The organism is Blautia caecimuris (assembly GCF_024622975.1).
Classification (GTDB): domain Bacteria; phylum Bacillota; class Clostridia; order Lachnospirales; family Lachnospiraceae; genus Blautia_A; species Blautia_A caecimuris.
The window spans coordinates 1-12936 of sequence record NZ_JANJZT010000052.1; the positions used below are offsets into that span (position 1 = coordinate 1).

Sequence of the window (12936 nt, forward strand, 5' to 3'; positions counted from 1 at the left end):
TTAGGCATTTTTTAAAAGTTGTTTATAATGATATATTACAAAACAGGTGACTGTGGATAAAACTGCGGAAACTCAAGTTTTCCTTTTTACATTGACTTTTCCCCTTACAACGCATATAATAATAGTAACTCATCTAACACGTTTAGAAGGAGAATCCGGTTTTCGCATTGCGATTACCGGTTTTTTATTTTATCTCTTTTATGTAATTCTGATAATCTTTTTCATAATCTTTCTTAGCACTTACAAAAAATATTGGATAAGCTGTTATCAACTGTACTCTCTTTTCGCTTTTCTTTTCAAACACAATCAGATAATCCAATTCTTCTTCCTGATAACGTAAGTACAAGCGCTTTTTCTTCTTAGAATTTATTTTTTCCCAATATTTTACCCGTGCATCGTTTTCATTATACAGTTCAATAACTTCTTTAATCCATCCTACGCGTAATGCACGATACAAACACTTTGCGCGGACATTTCCATCATTCATTGTAATCACTTCTGTTCCTGATCTACAATTTTCCGAACAAAATGCAGATGAAATATCATTTGTACATGGTTTTATATCCAGTTTTGCTTTCTGTTCTATACTTGCAGAATGCCAAAATATTTCTGCCTTATTTTCTATCCATTTTAAAGGCACATAAATTTCCATCCCCTGAAATAGTGGTCTGTCTTTCGTTGCAATGGTCTCTTTAAATCTGCTATGGCATTTATCAAAAATTTCAGATAATTCTAATGCTTTATCAATAGCAATAGGAGTTAATTTCTTTTTCATTTGTTTTCCTCCTATTTTCTTGGTTCCCAAATAAATAAATTCAACTTTGATTCATAACGGGCTGTTGATTTGTCAATATTCCGTTTTTTCTGTAATGCTTTTACAAACTCAATTTTCCCTTTGTTCGCCATATCTTTCATTTCCAAATTTCTATAATGATATGCCAACGCTCCATTCAGCAAATCTGCTAATTGCAAAATCTCTGATTCAGCAGAGTTAATCTGTCCAATATGTGTAATTACCTCTCCGTTAAAATCGTAAATATTATTACACATAACTTCCTTTAATTTCTGAATACGCTTGCCACCCTTTGTATCTTTTATATCCACCAAGATGTGATATTCATTTTCTTGTCGAATAATCGGATCCAGCGTTCTAAAGTACATTTTATAATACCACAGGTCATAATCATCGTTATTATATTTTGCATGATTCAATTTATCTTTTCCTGTAGCTACCAATCCACGATAATGTAAATCACTATTTGTCCAGAAATAATCCAGCAATTCCAGATAAAACTCAATCTTCGATTCCGAAACTTTTGTCCATTTAATTTCAAAGTGACTATTCAGACCATGCTTTTCTTTAATTGCACGAATATCTGAATAAATTTGTTTCCTTTTTTCACTTAAACAATACATTGCTCCAAGAACCATAACTGAAGAATTATCCTTTTGTAAATGGCAACTCTCATCACAAAATACAGTGTATAACATTGTCCGCCCTCCCTACTTTATTTTAGCCAGAACATCCTGGAAAATTGCATAGTTCTTCTTCACTCCATCATCCAGATCAATGGAAATCATCTGGTCGGCAAGGTGATGAATCTTTTCCTCGTAGGTTCTGATTTCAGTATCCTGTGCTTGCAAAGTAGCTAATTTCTTTTTTAACTTCACCCGTTCTCCAGTGGACGCATTAGTAATACGCTGTTCCAGATCGGCAATAGCTGTACGATAACGAGCCTGCTGTTCATGCACATAATCGGTACGGATACGGGCAATGGTGTCAGGCTGATAGCGATGCATATAAATCAGAGCCTTAAAGCCGTTCTTCTTTCCGCTGTCAAACAGCCAGTAAATCGGACATTTCTGATAAATCTTGCAATGGTCTTTGTAAAAATCATTTAGGAAATAATTCCGAATCACATCCTTCGGCTGACCTTTGCTGCCCAAAGCATCGGCAATGAATTTCAGGTTTTCATCCAGAGTATCTGCACTGTAAACGGTTTTCACGAACTCCACGAACAAACCAACAATATCATCCTCAAAGTATTCATCGTCACAGATTGGAATAATGTTATCTGTATCAGGAGGATAACTGGCTTTGCACCATTGATTTCCCACACGTACACCATCATATTTCCACAAACTACTTCCAGCCCAACCACCTTCAATTAACAGACCATCTGCATCAATTTTTTCATTAGCTTGATCACCAAACTGACTAATCCAACGACAATATTTTTCATCAAAATTCCCGCCAGCATAGACAAGACCCGGTATGTCTAAAGAATAACGACCAAACATACAACCAACTGCATAGGAAATGAAAGAGCGAATATCTCTGCCGAGGTCAGCCTTGCGGACAGTAACATCCTTATCCTCAACTTCCGGTGTCAGTTCTTCCTGCAAGCCGTAAATGTCAATGAAAATACGGTTCAGTTCTTCCTCATTAGTTTTCAGCTGATTAAAGCGGTTGTCGCATTCTGTCTGCCACTGTTCAAATGCTTCAGCAATGGTAGAAACTTTGCGAAGCAATGGATGGTGCTGGAAGTCCCATGAATATTCATAAGAATCCCATTCTTGTTTAGATAAACCCACATTTTCTTGTGCTAAAATTGCAACACTTTTTTCACTATTTGAATCTCCAAACAGAACCGGAATTTTTCCGATTTGTCCCACTTCAAAATTTACCGTTGATTTCATAGCACTGATTATATAATCAAATGGAAGCGAATTAACAAAACCCAATAAATAATCTATTTTAGCAGACGCTGTTATTCCACCTCCACCTCCACCAAATAATTGATTTGTAATATAGCGTCCAGTAAATTTTGACATAGTCATTGCTGTATAGGTAATTTCCGGTTCAAAGTAATGTTTAAAATTAGCTCCACTGGATTTCTTAAAGTTTCTAACTTCATCTCCATTTTCTCCCCAGTTTACAACATAATCATTGTTTCCATACCATCTTCTAAAGGTACCACCCTTAGCATAGGGTTTCCATTTCTTAGATGCCACTTCAAACCAGAATCGGAGGAATCTATTTTTATCACGAGTTTTTAATCCCTCAAATACTGTAGCGTATGTGTTAATATTTATTCCAGATTCAAAGGCATCTGCAAAAGATTTTGTTGCCCAATACGCAATAATATCGTTTGGTAAAGATAAATATAACTCTTGTACCGTTGCATAATCTTTAGTTCTATAAAAAAATTTCTTTTGTTTTGCCTCTTCTGTTTCAACCGCACCTTGTCTTTCGAAGAATTTTTTATAAAATCCCTTATATCTATTAAGTGAAGTGTTAGAAACAACAAATGCCGTTGTTCCATAGTCAGAACCAAACATACCTCTTCCCAAATGAAGCATATTCACAATGTATTCGTTACATAGCATTTTATTTCTCAGATTTGAATAGCTTGCCAAAGACATCCATACTGGTATATTTATCATTGCATAATAGCCGTTCTTCGTTGTAAGCCTGATACATTTTTCCATAAAAACTGTACTCAAGTCAGAGCATGAATCTGGATATTTTTCTTTTACAAAATCTTGCAATTTAGCTTCTACATCACCTATACCTCGGTAAGGGGGATTTGTAACAACAACTGAATACTTTTCAGATATTATTTCTGCCACCTGTACCAACGGCAGTAATTCTCTCAATGCTGTCTCACGGGACATATTTATATCTTCTGTAATCTCTGCAAAACGGTCATACAGTGCAGACCAATCCTGCGGTGTTACGGTCAGAATAGAACCGTATTCCTTTGCATCATGCAATTCTTTGATAATGGTGTCCATTGCAGTTGTGAGCTTCGCATCGCCATTACAGAAATAGTCCACTGCGAATTTATCTACATGATTGCTCTCCACGATGGCATACACATGGGGCTGAATGCCACGGCTAAAGAAACGGCGGTCATACTGGCGGGCTTTCATCATTACCGCAAAATAAGCCAGCTGTGCCGCACGGTCATCAATATCCAGACCGTAAAGATTATTCTCCACAATACTTGCTACTGCTTCACGGGTAGTATAGCCGTAGGATTCATAAATCTTCATCAACACATCAAACATATACGCAAGGATATGACCGGAACCGGAGCATGGGTCAATAACTTTCAGCTGATCCGGTGTCAGTGCGGCGTATTCCTTGCGAATCTCGGCAAGCTGTGCCTGCACTTCCGGCTCCTGCTCAGCTTCTTCCAGATAGTAGTGCCATTTGGTATCTTCCGGGTCACGGTTTCCGGCAGCATAAGCAGACTGTTCTTCCTCGGTAGGAAGAAGCTGACTCTTAACATCTGGGTGTCCCTCCAGCCACAAACGACCAAGGCTGTTCTCTACCATGTAACGAACAATCCAGTCAGGTGTGAAAAGTTGGGTTGCTGCAGGGATGTTTTCTTTTGTGATTTTCACATTCTTTTTCAGTGCTGCGAAGACATCGTCTTTTTTCTCGCCGTTATAATATTGATACAGCCATCCGATGATCTGGACAGCATCCTTCCAGTCATCCTCCGGTATCAGTTCAATCATCTGCTGAATCACACTGCCTTCACGAAGCAGGTTGTCTGGCAGAAGAAGCTCCGTGTAATCCGCAATCTTCTGGAACATTCCCGGCAGAATCTTATTCAGAGCGTTACACTGCACGATCAGCAGATATTTATACAGTTCTTCGGTTTTTTCGGCATCTTTCAGCTCATAGACCTTTTCCATATCCAATCCATCCAAATCCAGATGAATAGCTTCGGTTATAATCTGCGGCTTAAAGTTGTTTTCCTCGTCCGTGAATACACGCACATGAGAAGGAAGATAGCCGTTGACTTCCATAAATCGCAAAGCAGAAAATCGGTTAAACCAAGTGTAGGCAACCTCCTCCATGACCTGCTTATATCCTTTATCGTTAATCTCGGCAATCAGAGCCTGACGCTGTTTCTTTTCATCGGCAGTGAGGACTTTGCCGCCAACGCTGTCCGCATTGGCGGCCTCGATATTATCCTCTGTGATGCCGTATTCCACACCTTTCAGGGAAACACGGGCGATCAGCTCTGTTCTTGCCCAGACAGCAAATTTTTTAATCGCATTCTTATCCATACTCGTCTCCTTAATTCAGCTTGATCTCGTCGCAATTCTTCAACAACTGTTTCAACTGCTCCCGAATCTTCTCTACATAATCATCAATATCCGCATCCGTCTGTAAGGTCTTTGCCTGAAATACAACCTGGCGGTTATAGGCACGAACCACTTTTTTCTTTACAGGAGCAGTTTCTTTTCCTTGCTGTGTCGGCTGTACCTGTGGCTTCGGTGCTGGCGGAGCCAGAACGGATTCAATATTACCGACTGTATCATCCTTGTACTGACACATCGGCAAGAACATAGCATCCAGAAGGGCAAGGCTCTTTAATTCTGCAATTTTCTCCTTGCACTGGCTGAAATAGCGATCCGACTTTTCAATCAGATGAGATGCTTTGGAATCACCGTTTGCGGCAGTGTGGGTTGCTTCCATACACTGACGAACCGTTTCCAGAACCTCGGCACGTTTTTCTTCCAGCATCTTGTCATGGGCGGTGCGGACTGTATCCATCAACGGATTCAGTTCACGAATCCGGTTATAGTTGAACTTGCTTCCGGTCTGAACCATCGTAATCAGGCGAATAGTGTTCAGTGTCTTGTGTGCTTCCTCATTTTCTGCAATTCGGTCAAGATCGTCGTGCAGAGATTTTTCAAACTGCACTGCCTGATCGAATACTGTCACCTGGGTCTTAAAGAAGTTTTCAATGCCGTTACTCATGGCTTCTTTGTTATCAAAGAGAGCATCCTCTTTTTTCAGAACACGCTCAATCAGGGCAATATTGTCTTTCTTCTGAGAAAGTACATCATCCATCAGATGAATGGCTTCCTGCACCAATGCACGATCCGGGTATTTATGTCCATCATAACGGGCATCCAGAGAAGCATAGTAATCACGCTGTTCACCGAATTTTTCAGTCACAAAACGAATCAGACCATCTTCATCGTCCGGTACATCCATAACATCGAAATAATCCCGAAGCATTGATTTCACATCACGCATCATTGTAGCGGAAATGGTTTTACGCTTGCTGATGGAAGTCTTACCAATCTCACTCTTTTTGCGGAGCATATCCGGCAGTTTTGGGTCATCCGGCTGGATGGTATTGCCTGCATACTTGATGGTTACTTTCTGGGAATAAATCAGCTGTGCCGCAACCGCAGCAATGTCGATTTCTTTCCAGCCATACGGAATCGCACTGTATTTGCTCTGCACATCTGCCATAGATGTCGGCAGCTTTTTCGCATCCTGCATTTCCAGATATTCTTCCATGGCAGAAGCTGCATCACGGTTCGGTTCCATACCCGGAAGTGCTGTTACCGCACCTGTCAGAATCGCAATAATATCTGCATCACTGCCTGCATGATCTGTAATCAAATCGAGCTTGCTATATACATGAGCAACCAGATATTCAAGAGACTGGTCAATCTTACTCTTGGCATTTCCAGCTTTGATTTCCAGATGCTCACCGTCTACATAGAACTGCGCCCCTTCAATAGCATTTTGCAATTCGGTCATGGCACTCAGCTCATATTTTCCAGCTTCGTCCTGCTGATCACTGATAATTTTCTGCACAGTTTTTGGAAGCTGGCTTACATTTCTCTGCTTTACGTACTTGCGAATCTTCATAGCAGATTCCAGAGATTCATAGTAAGGTGTGTCAGCCAGAACCACGATTGCTTCGTTACCTTTGGATTCTGCCATCAGACGATAATCTGTTTTTTCAATAGCATCGGCAGCAACGGTCAGGAAACGCAGACGCATACCGCCTGTTGCCACACCAACAGTAATACCATCCACCATCTGGTCGAAAGCAAAGTCATATTTTCCATAACGGAATTTTTTGGTTGTGAAAATACCGCCGTAAATCATCTGAGCTATACGCTCCACTATAGAAGCAGTATCGACATTAGTATCTCTAATTTCCTTCTGAACATCTTGCTCTTCATCAGTCAAGAAATTATAAGTATCCCCTGTTCTATTGATATAATTTTTCTGCCCCATTAATCGATTCAAACTATCCCGGACAGCTTCGCGTAAAATAATCTTATCTACACGAATATCGTCTGCCATAAGGATAACGATATTGTCCAAATTAGAAGGAATATCATCAATATATCGAATCAAGTACAGAAGTTTCAGCACATCCACATCCTGCTGTTCGATGCCATCGCCGTTGTCGGCAGCTTTCTGACAACGCTCAATTACACGACGGATTGAACCATCCAGAAAAGTATGTACGGTATCATAAAAACGGAAGAATGGAACAAGTGCGTATTCATCCTTCTCCTGAATTTTCTGTGCAGCTTCCTGGAAACCGGACAGCATGGAACGCTCACCACCAGACAGGTGCTTACCGGAATTTCCATGTTTCCGGATTTCAGCAAATACCTTCTGCATGATGATGAACTGATACGGCACGAACGGGAAATTCTCGATAAATTCTCTCGGACCTGAGTAGCCTTTAATGTCCAGAATAGAGCCGCTGAAGCTGAACAGGTTACGAAGGACAGAATCATTCTGCTCATAAACACCTTCCAGGTCTTTGGCTGCTTCTGTTTTCTTTTTCAGAATACGCTTCTGGATGACTTCATCCACGGAGGAAGAAGATAAGCTCAGTCTTGTCTTGAAACGAGCCTGGATACGGGAGAACTCATCTGCACGAACTTTGATGATTTCATCAATGGCTTCCTGTCCGGTACAGATCACCCAAATCTTACCTTCGCACTCACTTCCGATTTTCTCGGTCAGAGATTGGAGGTTCAAAAGCATATCGGTATCCGTACCAACATACTGACCAACCTCGTCAATCATAAACAGCAGACGAAAGTTTGCAGGTTTAGTATCTACATAGGCTTTCATATCTTCCACAAGCTGTGCAATAGAAATCTCTGTTGCGGTTTTATCATTGAACCACGCCTTGGCATCGTCCTCACTCATATCTAAAACTTCCATTAGTGTCGGGATGATGAACTTTCCATTGAAAGCAAAGGCACGGCGCATTTCAAGCCAGGACTTGCCTTTCTTTTCTTCAAAAACTCTACGGAACTCCTCGGTTTTTCCCTGCTGGTCGATATAACGCTCCATCATGGCAACTTTCAGATTTTCACCGTAAAATCCCAGATGGTTGTAGAACATTTTGGCAAATACACGAAGAACCGCAGTCTTATCTTTATTGCTGAATCCCTCAATATCAATATTGAACAGAATTGTCTCGGTCTGTCCCTTTGTGGCACGATCAATCAGCATAAAAGTTGCCGGGTCATCCTCAAACTTTTTACGGAAACACTCCACACTGCGAATGCCTTTTACCTCTTTATTTTCCAAAAGATAGGAAAGCATTTTCAAGAAGTGAGATTTACCACTTCCAAAGAAACCAGAAATCCAAACACCCATATCAGCTGTCGGCTGGTCAAAAGCATCACCGTAATAATTGAAGAACGTAATGAAGTGTTTCTTCAATTCTCTGGTAATGACATATTCATTTAACTCCTGCTCGATTACATCATCAGCAGCCTGATCTACTTTAATTACACCATTGATTTTGCGGTTAATGTCATCCGCAAACATATCTCGAATCATCATGGCTTTATCCCCCTTAATCTATGACATTGAATGCCCGGTAATAATCATTTGGTGTCAAACGATTGAACAGTTTTACATGACGACCATCAAACTCACCCGGATACATAACCAAAATCGGAACATCCGAAAAATACGGTTGCAAGGCTTCCAGTAACGTATGGATTCTCATAAACGGGAACACCTCGCCCACACCTGTCAGCATCAGTACATCACCCGGTTCGTGTGGCTCATACTGGATTTTATCAATGAACTCTCCATTGCCGATTGCGGAGTTAAGCTGCTCCAGAAGATAAGCACTTCCGTCAGCTTCTTCCATATCGGGAATCGCATCTGTGATGTCCATATCATCACAGATAGAGAGAAATGTTTTATATAAATTACAAACAATTAAATGGCAATCTAAGGACTGATCGGTTTCCAACTGATTCACAAAATGGCGGACAACCATTTCGTTCTCCGGTTCATAACAGAAGATTCTGATATTCACCTCATTGCTGAGTCCTTTGCCTTCCAGGAACTCCGGTTCCTGAATCAATGCCCGAACTTTGTCCAGGCGTTCTTTTATGTCACTCATTGGCTACCTCCTAAAAAAAGCAATTAAACGCTGGCAGTATCGCCGTATCGCCATTGCTTCTGATGGCATTCTCCAAAACAGAATGCAGCCATACTGGATTCAAATGATCTGCCTTGAGGTTGTCGAGATATTCTGTTTCGACAAGCACTCTGGCAATAATCTGTTTTAACTTTGTTATTGTAGTATCGCTCCAGGAAGCCACAGTATCATTCTGCTCCTGCAAGCGCATAAAAAATATATTCAAATCAATCTTACCAAAAGACGTGTCCCTTAATCTGTACTTCTCACCAATGACTGTCAGCATAAATTCCCAAACCAGTCGGCTCTGCTTCATCAAAGCATAAAGACAAATCTGTTTTGCTACATCCGTTGGCTGTGACGCAATCGCAGCAACCAGCGAATCATCTTCCAGTGCATGAAGCCGTTTTATACAAGCTTTTGCCATGCGTGTGATAGATTTTTCCGTTGGGTACTGGAAAAGATTCTGCTCTACAATTTCTTTAACAATCGCATCATTTGAATTTCCTTCTGCCATTAGCTTTGCGGTAGAACGCATCTCGTAGAAAAGGAACGGCTCTCTGGTCAAAGACGCAATATAAGGATAAGAATGATCCATGTTCCCGTACCTCCTTACTGCTCCTCTTTTTTATCAGGAACAAATTCCATGATATCTCCCACATCACAATTCAAAGCAGAACATATCTTTGACAGAATCTCTGTACTTACATTTTCATCTTTTGATAATCGAGACATCGTTGTTGTACTAACTCCTGTCATTGCACGCAAATCTTTCTTCATCATTTCTTTATCAATTAACAATTTCCACAATTTCTTGTAACTAACTGCCATTTTTTCACCTCAATCTTATTTGCTTGAAATATCTGTTCACATGGTATTTATCATCATATCATAAAAATGCGTTTCAAACAATCTAGTCTATCAAAAATCATAATTCAATTCTGAAATATCGCATTTAAAATCACAAGAAGCACAGCTTAATAAGACAAGCTGAAAGTACAAGTGCCACTATATATCCGATTCCACAGAAAAATTTTATCTCGTTTATTTTCTCTGATTGCAATCTTATCCTTTTTTTTAATTTTTGCACTTCCTTCTCAGCTTTCTTTCTATTCTGTTCCGCCTGATACTTTAATGACTGTAATTGTTTTTCTGCTTCTTTTTGTTTTCTATATGCCTCATCAACAGCTTGCACAGATGATTTATTCACCTGTATCTGCAATTTAGAGTTCTGGTCCCGAACGTCTTTTATTTCTTCTTCGAGCTGCTCTTGCTCGCTCCTGCTCTTCAAGCCGTTTCTGTTCCTCAAATCGTCGTTGTTCTTCTGAAGCGATTGATTCAGCTTCTGCGTTTCGGACAGTTCGGTTGTCAAACGATGAATTTCGTCGTTTAATTTCCGAATTTCGTCTTGCATTTCGTGATTCTCGAAGAATAGCTTCTGTTTTTCCATTTTCAGCTTGTGTGTCCTTTCCTGAAATTTCTGGATAAACTCGTTCATCTTCTGATTTCTCACCTGTAACTCGTCTCTCTCTTCCGTCACTAGCTCCAGTGACGCCGCCTGTTCCTTCGCAAGCTGCTTCCACTTGTCGGTAGTATCCGGCAAGCTCTTCATCTGCTCCGTTTGTTCGTTCTGCTTCGGCTCGTACCCTTTCGTAATTTCCATTAAATTCATTCTCTAGTCCCTCCTTGCTGATATCCAGATGAAATGTTTTTGACAGATTGCTGTCTCTCACCTTCTTCCCATCCTGGTTCTGAAAAGTAATGTGCTTCCGTTTCTCTGTCCAGTTTACATTCCATCCAAACTGTTTCATTTTTTCTATAAACTTTTCTTTGCTGATACAATTTTCCAGTGCTTTTAACACTGCCATTGCACAATCCGCTACAAAGCTGTCTTTCACCTGCTGTCGGAACAGATTATATTTATCTTTGCTCCATGCAATGACTTCCCCTTTTTCAATCTGGCTTCCATCAAAGTGCTTTCCTTTCTCGGCAACTGTCAGTCCACGTTCCCGGCACATCTGATTGGTAAGCTGTTTCATACGTTCCAGATCCTTTTTGGTGTTATGCAGTTTTCTTCCATCTTCATAACTCACTGAATTAGTAACCAGATGGCAGTGGATATGATCTTTATCCTTATGCACAGCCACTAAGGTCTGGAATTCACTGAACCAATTTTCTGCAAACTCTTTTCCAAATTCTAATGCCTGCTCCGGAGTAATCTGCTCGTCCTTATGCCAGGAAATAATGTTATGAGCGTACATTCTCCCAGAATCTTTATCCCACATCTTCTTTTCTTCCAGAAAGGTTCTGTACACCAGATCATAATTAATCTCGTCATGACAGTACGGGCCTGTTACACAGGTAAATAATTCGTTGGTCTTGTCCTGTCGCAAAACATATTCGATGCAGTTTCTCATTGCTCCATGTGTATTTGTCCGCTTATTAATCGTCTTATTAATAGCCATATCTTTTCACTCTCCTTCCGGTACTTAAGAATATTTTTATTGAGGAAATACAGCGTACTGTCATTTGGAACTTCTCCATCTATATGCAGCTTTCTTGCAATCTGATTGATATTTGTAGTAGCTCCACGAAGCTGACTGAGGATATCTGCAAACATCTGGTTCAATCTTTTCAGTTCTTCCACTTCCTCTGTAGAAGCTATCTTCAAGTCTGCAATTGCTTTTATCACAACTTCCTGCTGTGTTCTTCCTGATTCTTTCACTTTGTTTTGAAGCAAATTATATTCCTCGTTATTCATCCGTATGGTTACTGTATGATTTCGTTTTCTCATAGGCTTTCGGCTCCTTTCTCTACTCGATTTTTATTCTTTATTAACAGACACAGCGTTTTGGTGTATATTGGCAGGAGATTTATAAGAGAGTGCAACGCTCTCTTATACAGGTGCAGGGTGCATGACGTCCAGTGGACGTCAGCTTTGCACCGACCGGAGCGGCAGCGGAGACAAGTCCTCGTCAATCAGTAAGTGTTCCGTAGGAATATCCGTTGGACATTTCGCAGGGATATTTACGCTATTGACGTGCCGGGGTTCCAAGGGGGCACATAACGTCCAGTGGACGTTAGCTCTGTGCGGACCGGAGCAGAGCGGAGACGTGCCCTCTGGCAAGTTTAGGAACAGCCCAAAGGCTGGCTCCGGTGCAGAGTGGCTTGCCACTTTGCGAAACTTGCCTGTCATCTCCCCACTATAAACCGATACTAACCAATCAGCATTTCCCCACTGCATTATCAACCCTAAATGGAGATGACGGTGGTTTTGTGGTGCAGGGACAGACTGTGGAAGAAATAGAAAAGCTCCCATTTCGATAGATTTTCTCTTTCTGAGACAGGCTGTTCCTGCATCACTCCGATGCGAAGTATCGGACAATCATGTGCCGTATCCGGCACTCTATTCTTTTCTTCGCCTTGCTTGTTCAATCCACCCATCTGCCAACGCTTTTCTGTTATATTTTTCCGTAATTTCTGTCTTTCTTTTTCTGGATCTCTTTCCATTTCTGCTAAAAGACATAAAAATAGCAGTCATAAACATTTCTCCAATTCATAATGTCTGAAATGCCATCACTGCCATTGCCTTTTTCTGCTATTCTGTTTTCGTAAAGCTAGTATAGAATAAATTAAATTTCTGCTATATATTTTTGAGATGATGTATGGTAAAATAGTGTTATCAAAGAAAGGA

General features: G+C 40.6%; 11 protein-coding genes. All 11 read right to left on the reverse strand.

The features are described from left to right. Positions 1-184: 184 nt before the first annotated feature. Positions 185-775: a hypothetical protein gene (locus NSA57_RS18360; RefSeq protein ID WP_257465730.1), complete on the reverse strand. Its 591-nt coding sequence runs from the start codon at positions 773-775 to the stop codon at positions 185-187. Positions 776-786: 11 nt separating this feature from the next. Next, positions 787-1491, reverse strand: a complete 705-nt coding sequence (locus NSA57_RS18365) for a DUF3800 domain-containing protein (RefSeq protein ID WP_257465731.1) — start codon at positions 1489-1491, stop codon at positions 787-789. Positions 1492-1503: 12 nt separating this feature from the next. Beyond that, positions 1504-5088 (reverse strand): BREX-1 system adenine-specific DNA-methyltransferase PglX, encoded by a 3585-nt coding sequence (gene pglX / locus NSA57_RS18370; RefSeq protein WP_257465732.1) that lies wholly within the window; start codon positions 5086-5088, stop codon positions 1504-1506. A gap of 10 nt (positions 5089-5098) precedes the next feature. Beyond that, the gene (gene brxC / locus NSA57_RS18375; RefSeq protein WP_257465733.1) at positions 5099-8650 is read right to left on the reverse strand and encodes a BREX system P-loop protein BrxC; all 3552 of its coding nucleotides are present in this window, start codon (positions 8648-8650) and stop codon (positions 5099-5101) included. A 13-nt stretch (positions 8651-8663) separates the two neighbouring features. After that, positions 8664-9224 carry a DUF1788 domain-containing protein gene (locus tag NSA57_RS18380; RefSeq protein WP_055219002.1) on the reverse strand — a complete coding sequence of 187 codons (561 nt, stop codon included), beginning with the start codon at positions 9222-9224 and terminating at the stop codon, positions 8664-8666. Positions 9225-9234: 10 nt separating this feature from the next. Continuing rightward, positions 9235-9840, reverse strand: coding sequence for a DUF1819 family protein (locus NSA57_RS18385; RefSeq protein WP_257465734.1), 606 nt, complete (start codon positions 9838-9840; stop codon positions 9235-9237). 14 nt (positions 9841-9854) lie between these two features. Then, positions 9855-10073, reverse strand: coding sequence for a helix-turn-helix domain-containing protein (locus NSA57_RS18390; RefSeq protein ID WP_002578407.1), 219 nt, complete (start codon positions 10071-10073; stop codon positions 9855-9857). A gap of 130 nt (positions 10074-10203) precedes the next feature. Further along, the gene (locus NSA57_RS18395) at positions 10204-10452 is read right to left on the reverse strand and encodes a hypothetical protein (RefSeq protein ID WP_147334781.1); all 249 of its coding nucleotides are present in this window, start codon (positions 10450-10452) and stop codon (positions 10204-10206) included. A 13-nt stretch (positions 10453-10465) separates the two neighbouring features. Further along, positions 10466-11707 (reverse strand): relaxase/mobilization nuclease domain-containing protein, encoded by a 1242-nt coding sequence (locus tag NSA57_RS18400; RefSeq protein ID WP_242996723.1) that lies wholly within the window; start codon positions 11705-11707, stop codon positions 10466-10468. Continuing rightward, positions 11656-12036, reverse strand: a complete 381-nt coding sequence (locus NSA57_RS18405; RefSeq protein WP_257465735.1) for a plasmid mobilization protein — start codon at positions 12034-12036, stop codon at positions 11656-11658. The genes NSA57_RS18400 and NSA57_RS18405 overlap by 52 nt, the downstream gene beginning before the upstream one ends. Before the next feature lie 458 nt (positions 12037-12494). Continuing rightward, the gene (locus NSA57_RS18410; protein ID WP_257465736.1) at positions 12495-12752 is read right to left on the reverse strand and encodes a hypothetical protein; all 258 of its coding nucleotides are present in this window, start codon (positions 12750-12752) and stop codon (positions 12495-12497) included. Positions 12753-12936: the final 184 nt, after the last annotated feature.

What these genes read in the sequence shown, in the direction of transcription:
- NSA57_RS18380 (WP_055219002.1), bottom strand. Translation starts at nt 9,224, where the DNA reads ATGAGTGACATAAAAGAACGCCTGGACAAAGTTCGGGCATTGATTCAG.
- NSA57_RS18365 (WP_257465731.1), bottom strand. Translation starts at nt 1,491, where the DNA reads ATGTTATACACTGTATTTTGTGATGAGAGTTGCCATTTACAAAAGGAT.
- pglX (WP_257465732.1), bottom strand. Translation starts at nt 5,088, where the DNA reads ATGGATAAGAATGCGATTAAAAAATTTGCTGTCTGGGCAAGAACAGAG.
- NSA57_RS18410 (WP_257465736.1), bottom strand. Translation starts at nt 12,752, where the DNA reads ATGGAAAGAGATCCAGAAAAAGAAAGACAGAAATTACGGAAAAATATA.
- NSA57_RS18385 (WP_257465734.1), bottom strand. Translation starts at nt 9,840, where the DNA reads ATGGATCATTCTTATCCTTATATTGCGTCTTTGACCAGAGAGCCGTTC.
- NSA57_RS18390 (WP_002578407.1), bottom strand. Translation starts at nt 10,073, where the DNA reads ATGGCAGTTAGTTACAAGAAATTGTGGAAATTGTTAATTGATAAAGAA.
- NSA57_RS18360 (WP_257465730.1), bottom strand. Translation starts at nt 775, where the DNA reads ATGAAAAAGAAATTAACTCCTATTGCTATTGATAAAGCATTAGAATTA.
- NSA57_RS18400 (WP_242996723.1), bottom strand. Translation starts at nt 11,707, where the DNA reads ATGGCTATTAATAAGACGATTAATAAGCGGACAAATACACATGGAGCA.
- brxC (WP_257465733.1), bottom strand. Translation starts at nt 8,650, where the DNA reads ATGATGATTCGAGATATGTTTGCGGATGACATTAACCGCAAAATCAAT.
- NSA57_RS18405 (WP_257465735.1), bottom strand. Translation starts at nt 12,036, where the DNA reads ATGAGAAAACGAAATCATACAGTAACCATACGGATGAATAACGAGGAA.